The following is a 19220-nucleotide window of genomic DNA, read 5'->3' on the forward strand; positions in this document are numbered from 1 at the left end:
AAATGAAAAAACAACTTCTACTAAGTAGTTTTCTGTTATTCACGGCCTTTTGCCAAGCACAACTATTTGGCAAAGACCCTATTATTAACATACAAAACGAAGACAAAGCGTTTTTAAACTACGGCTATTACCTTGGTTTTAACCAGTACGATTTTAAGTTTGAATACAAGAACGATATTGGGCAAGACGTATTAGTGAACAAGGGCATTGGATTTAACGTTGGCCTTATTGGAGAAATGCGCATTAACGAATTTGTAGACCTTCGTTTTGAGCCTGGACTACTTTACGCCCAAAGAGACCTAGGTTTTCCAGGGTTTACCACTACACAAGATGCCATTAGGGAAGTACGCTCTACCTACATTCGATTTCCACTCTTAGTAAAATTAAGCACCAAAAGATATAACAATATAAAACCTTTTATAACCGCTGGTGGTTACAGCGCCATTAACCTTGGTGCAAAAGAAGATAGTTTAGATGATAATTCTTCTGGAGAATTTAGAATGAAAAAGAATGTTTACGGTTACGAACTTGGTTTTGGAATTGATATTTATACCGAATTTTTCAAATTCACGCCTTCCATAAGAGGCGTTTTTGCCCTAACCAATGAAATTATTCCAGATAACGACCCTAACAGCCCTTGGACGGGAAACATAGAAAGTATGAGAACAAGGGGAATCTTTGTAAATTTTACTTTTGAGTAGCCAAAACTAAGGCCTTCTAAGTTCGTTCAATAAAATAGCGGTTGCCGTAGCCACATTAAGGCTTTCCGTATGCGGACTACCGAATTGCGGTATACAAACCCTTTTACTACAAAAGGCCTCAACTTCTTTACTTATACCATTTGCCTCATTACCCATAACCAAAACACCTTTATTTGGTAAACTTTCTTTGTAAACAGATGCCCCATCCATAAAGGCACCATAAACCGGTAATGTGTTCGCATTAAAAAAGGAGGTTAAATCTGCATATTCTACTTGTACCCTAGCAATTGAACCCATAGTGGCCTGTAACACCTTTGGATTATAACAGTCTACGGTTTGTCCGGAACAAACCAGACGTTGAATCCCAAACCAATCGCATAATCTTATAATGGCACCTAAATTGCCCGGATCCCTCACATCATCCAGAACCAACGTCCAATCAACTTCTTTGATTTTTACTACGGAAGGCATTTTAAAAATAGCAAGCACACCACTGGGCGTTCTTAATGCGCTTATTTTTTTTAAATCTACCGACGTAATTTCGTCGTATTCATAATCCTTGAATTCATCACTATGTTCAGCGGTTACCAAGAGTTTTTCTAGACTATAATTAGATTGTAATAGCTCTTTTACCGTTTTAATTCCTTCAACAAAAAAAAGTTCAAGTTCATTTCGGTATTTTTTTTGATGTAATCGCTTAACATCTTTTAACCACTTTTTGCTCACCATGGCAAATCACGTTATTTTTGAATTCTTAATACAAGTATAGGTGCTAAAAAAAGGAAGGGCAAATTTAGTTTTAATATTGGTAGCAATTGCCTTATTCTCTTGTAATGCGGTAAAAAAGGTAGGCGAAGACGAATATTTGCTTACCGAGAATGAGATTTTGATAGACAGCGTAAAAACCAAAGACCCAGTCATAAAAAATCTTATTTCCCAAAAACCCAATAGTAATATTTTAGGATACCCACTTAGGTTAAACTTATACAATCTAGCAAAGGACAATCCAGATTCGCTCTACAATGCATGGTTAAACAAAAAGCCAAAACGCAAAGAAAGGCTAACTAATTTTTTATCGGCTAAACAAGTAGAACGATTGGGCAATTCTTTTTTGGTAACCGGTTACAATGAATTTTTAAAAAACACAGGCGAAGCACCAGTTGTTATTGACACCTCCAAAGCAAGAAAATCTGCCGAAAGGCTTGCTGCCTACTATGCTACTAAAGGTTACTTTAATGCAACCGCCCAATATACGGTAGCACCTAGTAAAAAAGAAAAACGGGCAAGCATAACCTATAAAGCCACTTTAAGAAATCCTTACTTTATAGACAGTCTTGACACCAAAATAGCAACCTCGGAATTAGATTCTATCTACAGAAAAAACGCAGACAGCTCTAAAGTAAAGGTTAAGCAACAGTTTGATCTGGACAAATTTAACAAAGAAAGGGAACGCCTAACCACTTTGTACAGGAATAGCGGCATCTACAATTTTCAAGAAAGCTCTATTAACTTTGATATTATTAGAGATACCATTAAAGGTAATGATGACCAAAAAATGGACATTACCCTTAACGTTAATAACCCTAGAAGCAACAACGATTCCGTAACGGCAAAGCCTTATAAAGTACATCGGTTCAACAAGATCAATATTTATCCAGATTATTCTTATGATACGGACACAAACAGCCTAGACTCCATACAGCATGAGAATTATACCATATACTTTAAAGACAAACTAAAATACAGCCCCAAAGCCCTAACAGATGCTATCTTTTTTGAAAAAGACAGCATTTATAGAGATTTGGATTACATACGCACCAACAGGCAGGTTACCAATTTAAATACGTTTAGATATCCTAATATAGAATTAACCCCTATAGATACTACAGGTCTTTTAACTGCAGACGTTTATTTGGCAGCAAGACCAAAATATTCTTTAGATGCATCCTTTGAGCTTACGCGCTCTAACATACAGCAACTTGGCATTGGCTTTGGCGGATCTGTTATTACAAGAAATGTATTTGGCGGCGCAGAAACATTAAGTTTATCCGCTAGAGGTTCTATTGGATTTTTGGATAGTGATATTTCCAACGAAAGTATAAGTTCAGAATTGGGAGGCGATATAAACCTAACCTTTCCGAGAATTTGGTTCCCTTTTAACACGGAAAAAGTAATACCCTATTACATGCTACCGCAAACAAGACTTTCTGTAGGTACATCTTTTCAGAATAATATTGGACTGGACCGCCAATCTTTAAACTCAGTACTTTCCTATTCTTGGTCGCCAACAACTTTAAAAAAGCACAATATTGAATTATTGAATATTGAATTTGTTAGAAATACGGATGTAAACGATTTTTTTAATGTGTACAACAACACCTATGATCGCTTAGACGAAATTGCCAACTTATACCAAGACCCTAACGAATATCCTGAACTTGCAAACTCTTTTGAAGCTTTTGATAGTGAAATTGATAGCTTGCGTTTGCTTATTCCAAAAGGAACAGAAGACTTTATAGATATTGTTACAACACCAGGTTTTGATATTACCCAAGACAATTTAGAAACCGTGCGAAGTATACAGGAACGTAAAGACCGTTTAACCAGTAACAACTTAATTTTTACCACCAACTATACATTTTCGCAAAACAATAGGGAAAACCTTACGGACAATACCTTCTACTCTTTTAGAGCATTAATAGAGAGTGCCGGTAATTTACTTTCGCTTACAGAAAACATAATTCCGTTTGAACAAAAAAACGACCAAGGACTAGTTTTTGGCGTACCTTATTCACAATACATAAAAGGAGAATTAGATTACATTAAACATTGGGAACTAAACCCAGACAATGTAATTGCCTTTAGAGGATTTGTTGGCTTAGCGGTACCTTATGGCAATGCTAACAGCATCCCTTTTGTACGTAGTTATTTTGCCGGTGGCTCTAATGATAATAGGGCTTGGAATGTATATTCTTTAGGCCCAGGCAAAACAGATGATGTTAATGATTTTAATGAAGCAAACTTTAAAATTGGACTGAATTTAGAATATCGCTTTCCCATACTTGGCGATATTAAAGGAGCTTTATTTGCAGATGCCGGTAATATCTGGAACGTATTTGACAATGTTACGGACCCAGATGCGCAATTCAACGGCATTAATTCTTTAGGAGATATGGCCTTGGGTAGTGGCTTTGGCCTCCGTTATGATTTATCATATTTTGTTATTCGATTAGATTTAGGTTTCAAAACCTACAATCCTGCCTTGGATTATACCGATCGCTGGTTCACAGATTTTAACTTGGGCGAAGCAGTTTGGAACATAGGAATCAATTATCCTTTCTAAGCCTAAATATTTTAGTACATTTACCACCTGATAAAAACAAGAAACCGACTAAAATGGCACATAACATTAAACCTGGAGTTGCTACAGGAGATCAAGTACAGGAAATTTTTAATTATGCTAAAGAGAAGGGCTTTGCTTTACCAGCGGTAAACGTAATTGGCACCAACACCATGAACGCAGTAATGGAAACGGCTTCCGCCCTAAATGCGCCAGTTATTATCCAATTTTCCAACGGAGGTGCTCAATTTAATGCAGGTAAAGGCTTATCTAATGAAAACCAAAGAGCTGCCGTATTAGGTGCAGTGGCCGGTGCAAAACATGTGCACGAAATGGCAGAGGCTTACGGAGCTACTGTAATTTTACACACAGACCACTGTGCTAAAAAATTACTTCCATGGATAGATGGTCTTTTAGATGCTAGTGAAAAGCACTTTAAGGAAACCGGGAAACCTCTTTTTTCTTCTCATATGATAGATCTTTCCGAAGAGCCATTAGAAGAAAATATAGCCATCTGTAAAGAATACCTAGAGCGTATGGCCAAAATGGACATGACTTTAGAAATTGAATTAGGTGTTACCGGTGGTGAAGAAGACGGTGTAGATAATACAGATGTTGACAGCTCTAAGCTTTACACACAACCAGAAGAGGTTGCTTACGCTTACGAAGAGCTTTCTAAGGTAAGCCCAAAATTCACCATTGCAGCTGCCTTTGGCAACGTACATGGGGTATACAAGCCTGGTAACGTAAAACTTACACCAAAAATCCTTAAGAATTCACAAGAATACGTAACAGAGAAATACGGTGTTGAAGAAAACAATATAGATTTTGTTTTCCACGGCGGTTCTGGATCTACTGTTGAAGAAATAAGGGAAGCTATTGGTTACGGGGTAATCAAAATGAACATTGATACCGATTTGCAATATGCTTTCTTAAGCGGTGTACGTGATTATGTACAAGGCAAAAAAGATTATTTACAAGGACAAATTGGTAACCCAGAAGGAGACGATGTTCCTAACAAGAAATTTTACGATCCTCGTGTATGGTTAAGAGAAGGTGAAAAAGCTTTTTCTGACCGATTGAAAAAGGCTTTTGAAGACCTTAACAATACAAATACACTATAATTATTAATTAATTTCCCCCGGCATATGACAGCTTGGTTTAAAAGAAAAGAAAAGGGAATACAGACCCGGACGGAAGAAAAAAAAGACACTCCAAAAGGCCTTTGGTATAAATCACCAACAGGTAAAATTGTTGAATCTGACGAGTTAGCAAAAAATTTCTATGTTAGCCCAGAGGATGATTATCATGTACGAATTGGTAGTAAGGAATATTTTGAAATTCTTTTTGATGATAAGTTCAAAGAGTTAGATGAAGACCTTACGGCAAAAGACCCTTTAAAGTTTGAGGATACCAAAAAATATACCGATAGATTAAAAGCTGCTAAAGAAAAAACTGGTCTAAAAGATGCAGTTAGAACAGCAGTTGGCAAATCTATGGGTAAAGATTTGGTAGTAGCCTGTATGGATTTTAGCTTTATTGGCGGTTCCATGGGTGCGGTAGTAGGTGAAAAAATTGCTCGCGCAATTGACCATGCCAGAAAAAAGAAATTACCATTTTTAATGATTTCTAAATCTGGTGGTGCCCGTATGATGGAAGCAGCGCACAGCTTAATGCAAATGGCAAAAACTTCTGCAAAACTAGCCCAATTAGCAGATGCAGGACTTCCATACATTTCTTTATGTACAGACCCAACAACTGGTGGTACAACCGCTTCTTACGCCATGCTAGGAGACATTAATATTTCAGAACCGGGCGCCTTAATAGGTTTTGCCGGCCCACGTATTGTAAAAGATACCACCGGTAAAGAATTGCCAGATGGTTTTCAAACAGCGGAATTTGTAAAAGAGCACGGTTTCTTGGATTTTATAGTCCATAGAAGGGATTTAAAGAAAAAAGTGAATTTGTATATCGATTTGATTTCAAATCAACCTTTAAGAACATTAGAAGAAGAGCCTGTTAGTTAACAGGTTCTTTTTTTATCTCAAAAATTCCTATCAGTAGTTTCTTTTTAGCACCAGCTACATTTGGTTTTACTAAAACCTTGTAATCCTGATACCCTTTTACGGCCTTAGCCGTTTGGTTTTTTGCCAAAGTAAACTCCTTCAGCACTTTATTTTTATGCATCAAAAATTTTTGGTCGGGTGTTCTTAAAAACCCCAACGAGTCTCCTTTAATAAAGTTTAACTCATAATCCATAGTCTCCGGTGCAAAATAGGGATTGGCCTTGTAATTAGCCACGTGGCCATTAGCATTTGTAACAGCCTCTACCTCTAGTACTTTAAAAGTATAGACATCGCCAATAGTTGGGGCCGCTACCAAAGTTTCCTTATCAGAAATTCTAGCACTAGTACGTTGTTTCTTATTAAAATCATGTTTCAATTCTGTCCCTGCATTGAAAATAAACCACCCAAATACCAGTAAAATAGGTAGGGCTATTAAAAAAGAACCGGTGTAACTCCAAAAAGGTGCCCTAAGTTTTAATAATTTCAAATTAATAGCCGTTCGTAAACCGGCAGATGTTTCCGTTATTAAATTATTGGTATCCTTACTTTTTACACGGTAGTGCTTTTCAGCAGGGAAAATAGGTATGTACCATACGTGAAACACCCGCTGCAAAAACTCCACCTTAATATTGTTATAGTCTTTATCTAACCCTAAATCTTTAGCAAAAAGTGTTTTAAACTTTATACTGTATGCACCTAATCTAATACGCATTCATCGTACTTTAATCTAGCTAACGTACTTTAGCATGGCTAATTGCAAAAACTGGTTTATTTATTGCAAGCTATTAACCAACTTGTATTTTTTGGACCATACCGATATTTTACGTTTTAAAAATGCTGTTTCAAAAAAAGCATTATCTTTGCCGCCTGATTGAAAGCCAGTCAGGTACATAAAAATCATTTAAAACAATATTGGAATGTATTTAAGTAAAGAGGCTAAAGCCGAAATTTTCAAGAAACACGGTGGTTCCGAAGGAAACACAGGTTCTACTGAAGGACAGATTGCATTGTTCACTTACAGAATTAACCACTTAACACAGCACTTAAAAAGAAATCATAAAGATTTCAATACAGAGCGTTCTTTGGTTAAATTGGTAGGTAAAAGACGTAGTCTTTTAGATTATCTTAAAAAGAAAGATATTAATAAGTACCGTGCCTTAATTAAGGATTTAGGTATCAGAAAATAAATTTTATTTGGGGGAAGCTTTGCTTCCCCTTATTTTTACCACGTCTTTTATAGACAAGCACAAAAAGCTGCACACAGTTTTTCATTGGTCGCAACACACAACAACACAACCCGACCGTCCGGAAGACGGTAGACCAATTAGTAATTAGTCCTTATACAACTTAAAGGGCAATACGTATTATTTATGATTCCAAAAACATTTAAAGAGGTCATAGACCTAGGAGACGGTAGGGAAATCTCTATCGAAACCGGAAAATTGGCCAAGCAGGCCCACGGTTCTGTTGTAGTACAGTCCGGAAAATGTATGTTACTATGTACAGTAGTATCCAATTACAATGCTGCAGACGTAGACTTTTTACCACTTACGGTAGACTACCGTGAAAAATTTGCCGCTGCAGGGCGTTACCCAGGCGGTTTCTTTAAAAGAGAAGCTAGACCAAGTGATGGCGAAGTATTGACCATGCGTTTGGTAGACCGTGTTTTACGTCCATTATTCCCAAAAGACTACCACGCAGAAACTCAGGTAATGATTCAATTAATGTCTCATGACCCAGAGGTAATGCCAGATGCAATGGCTGGTTTGGCAGCATCTGCAGCATTACAATTAAGCGACATTCCATTTGAATGTGCTATTTCCGAAGTGCGTGTAGGTCGTGTAAACGGTAATTTAATTATTAACCCTACCCTAGAACAATTGGCAGCATCTGACATTGATATGGTTATTGGTGCTTCAGAAGATTCTGTAATGATGGTAGAAGGTGAGATGGATGAAATTTCTGAAGAAGAAATGGTAGAAGCCATCAAATTTGCCCACGAGGCAATTAAAGTACAGTGCGAGGCACAACGCAAGTTGGCCGAAGCATTCGGAAAAAAAGAAACACGTGAGTACGAGCCTGAAGCTGCTGATGAGGAATTAGCACAAAAAATTTATGACATGGCCTATGATAAAGTATATGCCGTGGCCAAACAAGGCTCTTCCAAAAAAGAAAGAAGTTTAGCTTTTTCTGAGATTAAAGAAGAAATTAAAGCCACTTTCTCAGAAGAAGAATTAGAAACCTACGGTGGTTTAGTTTCTAAATACTACCACAAGGCAGAAAAAGAAGCCGTACGTAACCTTACCTTAGAAGAAGGTTTACGTTTAGATGGTAGAAAAACAGATGAAATTAGACCAATTTGGTGCGAAATCGATTATTTACCATCCGTACACGGTTCATCTATTTTTACAAGAGGTGAAACCCAAGCATTAGCTACGGTAACCTTAGGTACTTCTAGAGAAGCTAACCAAATAGACATGCCATCTTTTGAAGGTGAAGAAACATTCTATTTACACTACAACTTCCCTCCTTTTTCTACAGGAGAGGCAAGACCAATACGTGGTACATCAAGAAGAGAGGTAGGTCATGGTAACTTGGCACAACGTGCACTAAAGAAAATGATTCCTGCAGATTGCCCTTACACAGTTCGTGTGGTTTCAGAAATTTTAGAATCCAATGGTTCTTCTTCTATGGCTACCGTTTGTGCAGGAACTATGGCTTTAATGGATGCCGGTGTGCAACTTAAAAAGCCTGTTTCTGGTATAGCTATGGGATTAATCACCAATACAGAGAACGGAAAGTTTGCTGTTCTTTCTGATATTTTGGGTGATGAAGACCACTTGGGAGACATGGACTTTAAAGTAACAGGAACCGAAGATGGTATTACCGCATGCCAAATGGATATTAAAGTAAAAGGATTGTCCTACGAAATTTTGGTAAAAGCATTAATGCAAGCTAAAGATGGTAGAATGCACATTTTAGGCAAGCTTACAGATACTATTGCTACACCAAAAGCAGAAGTAAAATCTTACGCTCCAAAAATTGTAACCAAGATTATCCCTGGAGAATACATTGGTGCGGTTATTGGTTCTGGTGGTAAGGTTATCCAAGAATTACAAAAAGAAACCAATACTACTATTGTTATTAATGAAGACCCAGTAACAGAAGAAGGTATTGTAGAAATACTAGGTACGGACCAAGCTGGTATAGATGCCGTTATTGCTAAAATTGACGCAGTAATGTTTAAGCCAGAAGTTGGTAGTGTTTATGAGGTTAAGGTAATTAAGATGCTAGATTTTGGCGCTGTTGTAGAATATATGGACGCACCAGGAAACGAAGTCTTGTTACATGTTTCTGAATTGGCATGGGAACGTACCGATAAGGTTACAGATGTAATTAACCTAGGTGATATTATAGATGTTAAATACTTTGGTGTTGACCCTAGAACTAGAAAAGAAAAAGTTTCTAGAAAAGCACTATTGCCAAAACCAGAAGGGTACAAAGAAAGACCACCAAGAAATGATAAAGGTGGTGACCGTAGAGGTAACAATAGAGATAATAGAGACAGAAAACCAAGAAGGGACTAAATTCTCACTTATCCCAATAATAACAAGCCCTGACCTTTGGTTGGGGCTTTTTAGTTACAAAATTTTTTTGAATTTTATTTTACCTAAATGTAACTTTTTTGCTCTTTTTACGTATAAGTATATGGGTAGTCCCCACAAAATTAAAAGAAAGGGATAATTTTAGATGAGACAGTTAAAGATTACAAAACAGGTTACCAATAGGGAAACCGCGTCTTTAGACAAGTATTTACAAGAGATTGGAAAGGTAGATTTAATTACTGCCGATGAAGAGGTAGAATTGGCCCAACGTATAAAAGCTGGGGATCAAGTAGCCTTAGAAAAATTAACTAAAGCTAACTTGAGATTCGTTGTTTCTGTTGCTAAACAATATCAAAACCAAGGTTTAACCCTACCTGATTTAATTAATGAAGGTAATCTAGGTCTTATTAAAGCGGCACAACGTTTTGATGAAACCCGTGGTTTTAAATTTATTTCCTACGCCGTATGGTGGATTCGTCAATCCATATTACAAGCGTTGGCAGAGCAGTCTCGTATTGTTCGTTTACCATTGAACAAAATTGGTAGCATTAACAAAATCAATAAAACTTTTGCTTTTCTAGAACAAGCACACGAACGTGTGCCTTCTGCAGAAGAAATTGCAAAAGAATTAGATATGACCGTAGAGGATGTAAAACAATCTTTGAAAAACTCTGGTCGTCACGTATCCATGGATGCTCCTTTAATCGACGGGGAAGACTCTAACCTATACGATGTACTTAAAAGTGGTGAGTCTCCAAACCCAGACAAAGATTTGTTGCACGATTCTTTACGCACGGAAATTGAGCGCGCTTTGGAAACCCTAACGCCAAGAGAAGCAGATGTTATTCGCTTGTATTTTGGATTAGCAGGGCAACACAGTATGACTTTAGAGGAAATTGGCGAAACTTTTGATCTTACTCGTGAGCGTGTAAGACAAATTAAAGAAAAAGCTATACGTAGGTTAAAGCACACCTCTAGAAGTAAAATCTTAAAAACTTATTTGGGATAATACCCTAACCAAAGTATGGTTTTGGCAATAACAACATTGCTTTTTAATAAAGAAAATTGTACTTTGCATTACTATAACAGTTTATCATGACTGTTCGTTTTTTGATTGATGAATAAACTCCGGCTGATTACCGGAGTTTTTTTGTGCCTATTCCTAAAGTTTTAAGAATACTATTCAACAATCGGCAATTCTTAGTTAACTTTAAGCAGGATTCCCTAAGTTTCCCAAACAGAATAGACCCAAAGAATGACCAAGATTTTTTACACACTAGTAGTAGTGTTTTTATGCCTTTCCTGTACCAAGGAATACCCAGAAACCCAATTAGACCAAACCAAATACCAACTTGCCACCCCATTACAATTAGAGGCAATTGCCGCAGAACCGCTGTTAGAAGCCCCGGTAGCTATAAGTTTTGACGACAACGGCCAACTTTGGGCGCTAGAATTAATTGGCTATATGCGCAATATAGAAGGCACACAAGAAGAAGATCCTGTGGGCCGAATTGTTATGCTAGAAGATAAAGATGAAGATGGCATAATGGACCACACTAGGGTATTTCTAGATAGTTTAAAATTAGCACGTGCTTTTAGTCATGTTTATGGTGGTCTTTTATATGCAGAACCCCCTTTTCTGTATTTCACGGAAATAAAACCAAACAATACTCCTGGAAAAACCACTGTGGTAGATTCATCCTATGTTTTAGGCGGTAATGTGGAGCATCAACCCAACGGATTACTTTATAATTTGGATAACTGGATCTACAACGCCAAATCCAACAAAAGATACCGTTTAAAAGATGGGAAATGGCAAACTGAAACCACTAGTTTTAGGGGGCAGTGGGGCATTACCCATGATGACATGGGGCGCTTGCTTTATAATGATAATTCTAATCAACTTAGAGGTGATTGGGTGCTACCCAATATGCTAAATAGAAATCCGAAAATCAGTAACCTTAAAGCACTTGGAGCTACTATTGTGGCCGATCAAAGTGTATACCCCGTACAAGCAACCTCCATTAATAGAGGCTATTTGCCCAATATGTTAGACGAGAATCAAAAAGTAAAAAGTTTTACCAGTGCTTGCGGACCACTTTATTTTGAAGGCACCAATCTACCTATTGAATTTCAAGGCAATGCTTTTGTTAGTGGACCAGAGGCAAATTTGATAAAGCGAAATATATTAGAAAACAAAGCCCTTAAATTAAACGGAAAACAAGCTTATGCCAATAAAGAGTTTTTAATAAGTACAGACGAAAGCTTTAGACCAGTAAATAATTTTAATGGTCCGGATGGTTCTTTGTTTGTTGTAGATATGCATCGTGGGGTTATTCAGCACAAAACCTATATGTCTGGGTATTTACGACAAGAATATTTAAAAAAAGGGCTAGATACGGTGGTTGGCATGGGTAGAATCCTTAGAATAGGCAAAAGCTTAAAACCATTAAAAAACCTTAAAATAGCTAAATGGACAAATCAGCAATTAATAGATTCATTGGCTTCCAAAAACATTTGGATAAGAACTAGGGCACAACACCACCTAGTTGCAAAGGGCACGCCAAAAACTATAGCATTAGTACAAAAAAAAGCTAGAGAAAGTAAAAACAGACAGCAACTTATACATCTACTTTACACCTTAGATGGTCTTGATTCATTTACAAGCAATCTTTTTGACATAACAACACTATACCAATACCCTAAAGCCGCTGCGGTGGCTATAAAATTAGCAGTAGACCATAAGCTTATTCTTAGCCCAGAACACTTAGACGCTTTGTTGGGTGTGCAGCATACTATGGTAGATTATTACTTAGGTTATTATTGGTCCCAGCAGAATAATAAAGTTTTAGCTGAAAGATGGCTAACTCTAATTCATAAATACCAAGAAGAAGATTGGTTTATGGAACCTGCTGTTGCAAATAGTTTAGGGCAAGAGCAGCGCTATTTACAAGAACGTTACGCAGATGTGCTACCAAATACCCAAAAACAAATAGACTCCTTTAGCCAGCTACCTTTGCCTAAAGCTGAAAGTGCCCTATATCATGACGACAATCTTACCCGAGGGCGTACATTATTTAGTCAACATTGTGCTACCTGCCATGGACCAGACGGTAGGGGTATTAGCAACTTAGCACCTCCCCTACAAGAATCAGAATATGTAACTGGGCCCAAAGAGCGTTTTTTAGCAGTAATGCTTTACGGATTAAACGGACCTATTACCGTTAATGGAAAAGAATACAACAATGGTATTGCCATGCCAGGGATAGGAGGAAACTCAGAAATAACCGATGAAAATATTAAGGATATTGGTAATTATATTAGGAATGCGTTTACCCATAAAGCCCAAAGGGATGTTGATTTAGAGACCATAAAAGAACTAAGACAATTAAATCGCAAAACGGACCAGTCCTTTACGGAAGAAGAACTTTTTCAACTGTTTAAAGCCAATTAAACAAGTAATAGCTTCATATAAACTGAAAAAATTGATACCATTAAAAAAGGAGCATTTTGCTCCTTTTTTAATCTGAATGCATCGTATTTTAAGCAACCTTTTTTAGGGCTTTTTTAGCTGTTACCGCTTTTTTAGAAGCTTTTCTTACGGCCATTTTTTTAACCTTAGCCGTTGCTATTGCTTTTTTAATTGCCTTTTTCTTTGCTTTTTTCTTCTTTAACTTTTTTAAAGACTTCAAAGCTTTTAAAAGACCTTTCTCTTTTTTGGCAACTTTCTTTTTGGCACTTTTAAACTGTTTTTTCAGTTTTTTCTTTTTGGACATGTTATTCAATTTTATATCGCAAAGTTAATAAATTGTTACGTAAACTTTAATTTAATAATTTGTTACTTTTCCATGATTACGTTAAGGCTATTCTAAATCCGCTTTTAATAGGCTTCTTTAGTAGTACAATGCGTATTTTTACAGGGTATAATCAACTAGAGACATGCAAACAAAATTAGTAGCACCTTCCTTATTGGCAGCAGATTTTGGTAATCTGCAAAGAGACATAGAACTTGTCAATAAAAGTGAGGCAGATTGGTTTCATATAGACATAATGGACGGTGTTTTTGTTCCCAACATTTCTTATGGAATGCCCGTATTAAAAGCAATGGCCAAACATGCCAATAAACCGCTAGATGTGCATTTGATGATAATAGATCCAGACCGCTATATTAAAACATTTGCTGGTTTAGGAGCAGATAACCTTAGCGTACATCTAGAAGCCTGTACCCATCTACACCGTACCCTACAAGCCATAAAAACAGAAGGGATGAAAGCTGGTGTCGCCCTAAATCCGCATTCGTCCGTTTCACTTTTACAAGACACCATCCAAGATATTGATTTGGTTTGTTTGATGAGCGTAAACCCTGGTTTTGGCGGCCAATCTTTTATCGAAAATACGTATGCCAAAATTAGTGCGCTAAAAGACCTGATTATTCAAAAAAATGCTTCAACCTTAATTGAAATAGATGGGGGTGTATCTGGTAAAAATGCCAAGAAATTGGTAGAAACCGGTGCCGATGTTTTGGTTGCGGGCAGTTTTGTTTTTGGTAGCGATAACCCAACGGAAACCATTAGTAAATTAAAAGAAGAAATAGCTTAATGCAACAATATGACTTGGTAATTATTGGAGGAGGACCTATTGGAATAGCTTGTGGTTTAGAAGCTAAAAAAAGAGGTGTAGACTATGTTATTTTAGAAAAGGGACCCATTGTAAACAGTCTCTTTAACTACCCCGTAAACATGCAATTTTTCTCTTCTTCAGAAAAGTTAGAAATAGACAATATTCCTTTTATTAGTAAAGAAGCAAAGCCAAAACGAGACGAGGCTTTAGAGTATTACAGACGTATTGTAACCAATAACGAACTTAATATTAGATTGTTTGAAAAGGTTGAGGCGGTAACTAAAAAGGGAGATAAATTTACCGTTACCAGTACCAAAGAAACCTATTCTAGTAGCCAAGTTATAGTAGCCACCGGATTTTATGATATTCCTAATACCATTGGTGTTCCCGGAGAAGAATTGCCCAAAGTGGCCCATTATTATAACGACCCACATTTTTATGCCAGTCAAAAATTAGCGGTCATAGGCGCCAGCAACTCAGCAATAGATGCAGCCTTAGAATGCTACCGTAAGGGCGCGGAAGTAACCTTGATAATACGTGGACCAGAAGTTGGGCAACGGGTTAAATATTGGGTAAGACCGGATATCATCAACAGAATAGAAGAAGGCAGTATAAAAGCATATTATAATTCTGAAGTTTTAGAAATAAGACCCAAGGAGTTGATAGTAAAAACCCCGGAGGGTAAAATTACCTTGGCCAACGATTTTGTTCTTGCACTAACAGGTTACAAACCCAATTTTGAATTTTTGCTGCAAATGGGGGTAACACTGTCTAAGGATGAAAAACGGTTACCGCACTATAACCCAGAAACCATGGAAACCAATGTAAGTGGGTTGTTTTTAGCAGGTGTTATTTGTGGGGGAATGGAAACCCATAAATGGTTTATAGAAAACAGTAGGGTACACGCCAAAATGATACTGGATACTATTACCAAATAATAACTATCTTACCATACTTAATCCTCAATCAGGGTATACCTATAGCTGCAACCTTCTATACAGGTGGGACCACTAGCGGGGGTTAGAATAAAAAAATTGGCACCAAAAGCTATGGCATAGGTAATAAACCCATCCTCATCTATTGCATTATTTTCAAAATCTGGACAATTGTATAGCAATTGTAAAACATCATCAGCTATAACATAAGTACCTGTAGAACAGCTTTCATAATGGGTAGAGGTAAAGGTTCCATTACCGGTAAACACAAACTCGGGCCCATTTTCCACTACCTGCCAATCCGTTTCCCCTCCCGTGCCTAGATAAGATTCCGTAAGCTTAAATGTACCTTCAATCTGTATGGGACCATCTGTTACCAAAGGGATATCACTTGATGGGGAACACCCCAACAAAACCAACATAATAAAAACAAAAAAGCCACGCATAGACAAGGTATTTACCTATAAGATTAACTAAGCAAAAAAGGTTGCTTCATCTTAAAAACCTTTTGCATTTACCTTTTGTGGCCATACGCAAGTTTTACGTTATAAAAATTTAACTTTAGCTGCTGTAACAGACACCAAATCCTATGCCCACCAACCGCACGGTACTTCTTGTTATTGTATTTGCCCAGTTTTGCTGTACCTCGTTATGGTTTGCCGGTAATGGGGTTATCCATGATTTATTGTTGGCTTACCACTTAATGCCTAGCGCCTTGGCCCATTTAACGGCCTCCGTACAATTTGGATTTATAACAGGTACCTTGGTTTTTGCCCTACTTAGTTTTGCAGACCGTTTTTCGCCCTCCAAAGTATTTTTGGTGAGTGCGTTGCTAGCCGGGATTTCTAACTTGGGATTGCTCTATAACGGCAATACACTATTCTCTTTAATCGGTTTTAGATTTATTACGGGATTTTTCTTAGCTGGAATTTATCCTGTTGGCATGAAGATAGCTGCAGATTATTTTCAACAAAGCTTAGGAAAATCACTAGGCTTTTTAGTTGGGGCATTAGTACTAGGAACGGCCCTACCCCATTTATTAAAAGACCTTACGGCCACCATTTCTTGGACAAGCGTAATTTGGAGCACTACGCTCCTATCCGTTTTAGGTGGCAGCCTTATGGCACTACTAATACCTGATGGCCCTTTTAGGAAAAAAGGGAGTAAACTTAAGTTACAACAATTGGGCAGCCTTTTTAAGCATAAAGACTTCCGTGCGGCCGCATTTGGTTACTTTGGCCATATGTGGGAGCTCTATACTTTTTGGGCCTTTGTACCGGTAATGCTACTTACTTATTATCAAAAAACTGAAGCAACGGCTACACAGACCAGTCTGTTGGCATTTAGCATTATTGCCACCGGTGGTTTGGCTTGTGTATTTAGTGGTTATGCCGCCCAAAAATTCGGAACTAAAAAAATAGCCGGTTTAACACTTGCTTTATCTGGCGTGTGTTGCTTGGTTTCACCGCTACTTTTTACAACCAATAATCCATTTCTTTTTATTGGTTTTCTTTTTTTCTGGGGTGCGGTAGTGGTTGCAGATTCTCCCTTATTCTCTACATTAGTGGCCCACAATGCCGATGCCAAGACGAAAGGCACGGCGCTAACATTGGTAAACTGCTTAGGGTATAGTTTAACCATTGTAAGTATCCAGTTGATAGCATACCTAAGCACGCATATACCTACCGAGTTTCTTTTTATGATTTTAGGCGTGGGCCCGGCTTTTGGGTTAATTGCACTATTTAGAAAGTGAGGGAAAAAGTAATCCTTGCTCTGTTGACCACCTTTATCTATTTAGACAAAAAAATGGGTAGAAACTATAGGCCTTACGTAATTATCTTGGCTTGTTTTATGGTAAAACAGCTATTATTTACGCTGCTTTTATAAACCTATTTTTTAATAACTGTATTTTTTCTGAATTTCTTCCCATAGTTCATCCCCATTACTTTCAATATAATCCAATTTTAATTTAGATAGATTTTCTTTATTTGCGTAAAACTCCGTGTCCAATTTGTTCATCTCTTCTAAAAGCTCATCGTTTTCATAAAAGTCAGATGAACTAAAAGTTTCATAAATCACTTTACTATTTAACTTTTCATTTAAGTTTTCTGGTGATAGGCTAAACTTCGTAAGAACCTCAAGCGCTTTTTCTAGTAGATACTTATTATGTTCCGCACCAATTAACGCTAAAGCGTCTAAAGTTTCTTTTACGTATTGTCCAGATGAATTTGTGAAAAATTGTAGATAACCTCCATTATTTATTTCGCTATTCAATTCGTTAACTAGATAAACTATTTGGAGTACTTTGGGCATTGTTTTAAAAGACGCCTCATCATAATTATCCGTTTGTCTTATTTTGTGAGTAAAATAGTATAAAAGCTCTTCTTTTTCTTCATTATCGGCAGTTTCAAATAGCTGTTGGTTCAACTTAGCAAATTTCACTTTCAACTCCCACTCACTTTTATTTTTGCTTTTTTGGGGCTCACCAAATTTTACAAGATAAGGTACGAGATATCTAAAGCCTACAAGTATTGCTATAAGGATAGTAAGTTTCATTTTTAAATGGTTTGAGTATTAGATATTGGTTACGGTTACCGTCTCATTGTTAGCGCCAGATACTATGCTATTAAATAAAATTAAGAGAAAATAACTTGTTAAAAGGCTTTTGCCATTGCAAAAACCGAAATACCTTAGGATGAGAAATATATGTCGAAATTGAACTAAAGAAACTTGTTTTTTACCTCAGTTCTTCATTGTGCGTACGTATTTTTAAATTTTTATTGCAATTTTACCGACGGTTTTTCCAGTTTCCATTGCTAAATGGGCTTGGTCCATTTCGTTGAAATCATAAATCTTGCTCACGTGAGGTTTTATAATTCCATTTTCAATTAACTCAGCCAACCGCCTCATATCCTCTCCGTTAGAATCTACTAAAGAATAACTAATTTTTACATTTTTGTCTTTTGCTTTTTTCTTTATCTCTTCTCCAATCATTGGCAAAAGGCTTATAATTACACCTCCACTTTTTGTTAGTCTAAGTGACTTTTCTAAATTTTCCTTAGCAAATGGGTCAATTACTATATCTACATTATTTACTAATTCTGTTACTTCTTGCTTATCGTATGAGATATATTCATCGGCACCTAAAGAAAGGACAAAATCTTTATTCTTGGATGAGGCGAGACCAATGACATAAGCACCGAAATGTTTTGCTATTTGAACTGCAAAATGTCCAACTCCACCAGAAGCTGCCAAAACAAGGATTTTGTCACCTTTCTTTATTTTGGCATCATTAATTAAAAATTGCCAAGCCGTTAATGCAGCCAAAGTTGCTGTAGCCGCCTCTTCAAAACTTATATTTTTAGGTTTCTTTGTTATGTGATTTTCAGAAGCGGCAACATATTCAGCATAACCTTTACCGTGCCCAAGAAAATTTACCATTCCAAAAACGGCATCTCCAGTTTTAAATTTTGAAACTTGTTTCCCAACTTCTACAACTATTCCAGCAACATCCCACCCTAAAATTAATGGCATTTCTTTTTTTAGGAACGCTGCCATAGCGCTTCCCGATCTTGTGCGTACGTCAACAGGGTTTATACTAATAGCTTTAACCTCGATTAAAACTTCTGTTTCTTCAATTTTTGGTCTATTTATTTCTTTTAGAAGCAGGTTATCCACACCTCCAAATTCATTTAATATATATGCTTTCATTTTTATATTCTCTTTTTTTCAATATGGATGCAAAGCAGTCATGACCATGATTTGTTACATGGTTTAGCACTTAACGCTACAAGTACACGCCAAGCTATAAATCCTCTCGGATTTTCAGAAGTAGACGAGAACAAGCAATTACTTATAGCCGTCTTAAGTTTGATTCTTTTTAAATTGATGTAATAATAAGAAAGAACAAAAGAGAGGAATAAGGTCAATATAGCCATAGGAACTATCGATTC

General features: G+C 36.9%; 17 protein-coding genes. 11 read left to right on the forward strand and 6 right to left on the reverse strand.

From position 1 onward, the window contains the following. Nucleotides 1–2 precede the first annotated feature (2 nt). A complete protein-coding gene (gene porT / locus ACXAGS_RS15305) occupies nt 3–701 on the forward strand; it encodes a type IX secretion/gliding motility protein PorT/SprT (RefSeq protein ID WP_474907984.1) in 699 nt (232 codons plus the stop codon). A gap of 6 nt (nt 702–707) precedes the next feature. On the opposite strand, the gene ACXAGS_RS15310 is transcribed toward porT, so the two are convergent. Further along, the gene (locus ACXAGS_RS15310; RefSeq protein WP_474907985.1) at nt 708–1430 is read right to left on the reverse strand and encodes a TrmH family RNA methyltransferase; all 723 of its coding nucleotides are present in this window, start codon (nt 1428–1430) and stop codon (nt 708–710) included. 40 nt (nt 1431–1470) lie between these two features. Here ACXAGS_RS15310 and tamL point away from each other — a divergent pair, with 40 nt between their 5' ends. The 3 genes from tamL to accD are packed head-to-tail and all read left to right on the forward strand — an operon-like array spanning nt 1471 to nt 6068. Continuing rightward, nucleotides 1471–4044, forward strand: a complete 2574-nt coding sequence (tamL, locus tag ACXAGS_RS15315) for a translocation and assembly module lipoprotein TamL (protein WP_474907986.1) — start codon at nt 1471–1473, stop codon at nt 4042–4044. A gap of 53 nt (nt 4045–4097) precedes the next feature. Continuing rightward, on the forward strand, nt 4098–5165 hold the full coding sequence (gene fbaA, locus ACXAGS_RS15320; protein ID WP_474907988.1) for a class II fructose-bisphosphate aldolase: 1068 nt from the start codon (nt 4098–4100) through the stop codon (nt 5163–5165). Nucleotides 5166–5189: 24 nt separating this feature from the next. Continuing rightward, nucleotides 5190–6068: an acetyl-CoA carboxylase, carboxyltransferase subunit beta gene (gene accD, locus ACXAGS_RS15325; RefSeq protein WP_474907990.1), complete on the forward strand. Its 879-nt coding sequence runs from the start codon at nt 5190–5192 to the stop codon at nt 6066–6068. Here the strand turns inward: accD and ACXAGS_RS15330 are convergent. Next, nucleotides 6061–6819 (reverse strand): hypothetical protein, encoded by a 759-nt coding sequence (locus tag ACXAGS_RS15330; RefSeq protein ID WP_474907991.1) that lies wholly within the window; start codon nt 6817–6819, stop codon nt 6061–6063. The two genes, accD and ACXAGS_RS15330, sit on opposite strands and share 8 nt — an antisense overlap. A gap of 205 nt (nt 6820–7024) precedes the next feature. Between ACXAGS_RS15330 and rpsO the strand changes: the two genes are divergently transcribed. The 4 genes from rpsO (at nt 7025) to ACXAGS_RS15350 (ending at nt 13166) form a co-directional block, all read left to right on the forward strand. Beyond that, a complete protein-coding gene (gene rpsO, locus ACXAGS_RS15335) occupies nt 7025–7294 on the forward strand; it encodes a 30S ribosomal protein S15 (protein WP_010519166.1) in 270 nt (89 codons plus the stop codon). Between the two features lie 183 nt (nt 7295–7477). Next, a complete protein-coding gene (locus tag ACXAGS_RS15340) occupies nt 7478–9694 on the forward strand; it encodes a polyribonucleotide nucleotidyltransferase (RefSeq protein ID WP_474907993.1) in 2217 nt (738 codons plus the stop codon). Between the two features lie 163 nt (nt 9695–9857). Beyond that, nucleotides 9858–10721 carry a sigma-70 family RNA polymerase sigma factor gene (locus tag ACXAGS_RS15345; RefSeq protein WP_010519164.1) on the forward strand — a complete coding sequence of 288 codons (864 nt, stop codon included), beginning with the start codon at nt 9858–9860 and terminating at the stop codon, nt 10719–10721. A 246-nt stretch (nt 10722–10967) separates the two neighbouring features. Continuing rightward, the gene (locus tag ACXAGS_RS15350) at nt 10968–13166 is read left to right on the forward strand and encodes a DUF7133 domain-containing protein (RefSeq protein WP_474907995.1); all 2199 of its coding nucleotides are present in this window, start codon (nt 10968–10970) and stop codon (nt 13164–13166) included. 88 nt (nt 13167–13254) lie between these two features. Here ACXAGS_RS15350 and ACXAGS_RS15355 read toward each other — a convergent pair whose 3' ends face one another. After that, the gene (locus ACXAGS_RS15355) at nt 13255–13488 is read right to left on the reverse strand and encodes a hypothetical protein (RefSeq protein ID WP_474907996.1); all 234 of its coding nucleotides are present in this window, start codon (nt 13486–13488) and stop codon (nt 13255–13257) included. Between the two features lie 163 nt (nt 13489–13651). Between ACXAGS_RS15355 and rpe the strand changes: the two genes are divergently transcribed. Further along, the gene (rpe, locus tag ACXAGS_RS15360) at nt 13652–14311 is read left to right on the forward strand and encodes a ribulose-phosphate 3-epimerase (protein WP_474907998.1); all 660 of its coding nucleotides are present in this window, start codon (nt 13652–13654) and stop codon (nt 14309–14311) included. Continuing rightward, nucleotides 14311–15270 (forward strand): YpdA family putative bacillithiol disulfide reductase, encoded by a 960-nt coding sequence (locus ACXAGS_RS15365; RefSeq protein ID WP_474907999.1) that lies wholly within the window; start codon nt 14311–14313, stop codon nt 15268–15270. The genes rpe and ACXAGS_RS15365 overlap by 1 nt, the downstream gene beginning before the upstream one ends. Nucleotides 15271–15287: 17 nt before the next feature. Here the strand turns inward: ACXAGS_RS15365 and ACXAGS_RS15370 are convergent, their stop codons facing one another. Next, a complete protein-coding gene (locus tag ACXAGS_RS15370; RefSeq protein ID WP_474908000.1) occupies nt 15288–15713 on the reverse strand; it encodes a hypothetical protein in 426 nt (141 codons plus the stop codon). A gap of 143 nt (nt 15714–15856) precedes the next feature. Here ACXAGS_RS15370 and ACXAGS_RS15375 point away from each other — a divergent pair, with 143 nt between their 5' ends. Next, a complete protein-coding gene (locus ACXAGS_RS15375; protein WP_474908001.1) occupies nt 15857–17020 on the forward strand; it encodes an MFS transporter in 1164 nt (387 codons plus the stop codon). 143 nt (nt 17021–17163) lie between these two features. Here the strand turns inward: ACXAGS_RS15375 and ACXAGS_RS15380 are convergent, their stop codons facing one another. Then, nucleotides 17164–17823: a DMP19 family protein gene (locus tag ACXAGS_RS15380; protein ID WP_474908002.1), complete on the reverse strand. Its 660-nt coding sequence runs from the start codon at nt 17821–17823 to the stop codon at nt 17164–17166. 213 nt (nt 17824–18036) lie between these two features. Then, nucleotides 18037–18978 (reverse strand): NADP-dependent oxidoreductase, encoded by a 942-nt coding sequence (locus ACXAGS_RS15385; RefSeq protein ID WP_474908004.1) that lies wholly within the window; start codon nt 18976–18978, stop codon nt 18037–18039. Nucleotides 18979–19220 lie beyond the last annotated feature (242 nt).

The sequence above is a fragment of the Croceivirga sp. ABH4_376 genome (assembly GCF_056160685.1).

Excerpts from the sequence above, each read along its gene's own strand:
- ACXAGS_RS15370 (WP_474908000.1), bottom strand. The coding sequence starts at position 15,713 with ATGCGTGGCTTTTTTGTTTTTATTATGTTGGTTTTGTTGGGGTGTTCC.
- ACXAGS_RS15340 (WP_474907993.1), top strand. The coding sequence starts at position 7,478 with ATGATTCCAAAAACATTTAAAGAGGTCATAGACCTAGGAGACGGTAGG.
- ACXAGS_RS15355 (WP_474907996.1), bottom strand. The coding sequence starts at position 13,488 with ATGTCCAAAAAGAAAAAACTGAAAAAACAGTTTAAAAGTGCCAAAAAG.
- fbaA (WP_474907988.1), top strand. The coding sequence starts at position 4,098 with ATGGCACATAACATTAAACCTGGAGTTGCTACAGGAGATCAAGTACAG.
- rpe (WP_474907998.1), top strand. The coding sequence starts at position 13,652 with ATGCAAACAAAATTAGTAGCACCTTCCTTATTGGCAGCAGATTTTGGT.
- ACXAGS_RS15375 (WP_474908001.1), top strand. The coding sequence starts at position 15,857 with ATGCCCACCAACCGCACGGTACTTCTTGTTATTGTATTTGCCCAGTTT.
- ACXAGS_RS15345 (WP_010519164.1), top strand. The coding sequence starts at position 9,858 with ATGAGACAGTTAAAGATTACAAAACAGGTTACCAATAGGGAAACCGCG.
- ACXAGS_RS15385 (WP_474908004.1), bottom strand. The coding sequence starts at position 18,978 with ATGAAAGCATATATATTAAATGAATTTGGAGGTGTGGATAACCTGCTT.
- ACXAGS_RS15380 (WP_474908002.1), bottom strand. The coding sequence starts at position 17,823 with ATGAAACTTACTATCCTTATAGCAATACTTGTAGGCTTTAGATATCTC.
- accD (WP_474907990.1), top strand. The coding sequence starts at position 5,190 with ATGACAGCTTGGTTTAAAAGAAAAGAAAAGGGAATACAGACCCGGACG.
- rpsO (WP_010519166.1), top strand. The coding sequence starts at position 7,025 with ATGTATTTAAGTAAAGAGGCTAAAGCCGAAATTTTCAAGAAACACGGT.
- ACXAGS_RS15365 (WP_474907999.1), top strand. The coding sequence starts at position 14,311 with ATGCAACAATATGACTTGGTAATTATTGGAGGAGGACCTATTGGAATA.
- porT (WP_474907984.1), top strand. The coding sequence starts at position 3 with ATGAAAAAACAACTTCTACTAAGTAGTTTTCTGTTATTCACGGCCTTT.
- ACXAGS_RS15350 (WP_474907995.1), top strand. The coding sequence starts at position 10,968 with ATGACCAAGATTTTTTACACACTAGTAGTAGTGTTTTTATGCCTTTCC.
- ACXAGS_RS15310 (WP_474907985.1), bottom strand. The coding sequence starts at position 1,430 with ATGGTGAGCAAAAAGTGGTTAAAAGATGTTAAGCGATTACATCAAAAA.
- ACXAGS_RS15330 (WP_474907991.1), bottom strand. The coding sequence starts at position 6,819 with ATGCGTATTAGATTAGGTGCATACAGTATAAAGTTTAAAACACTTTTT.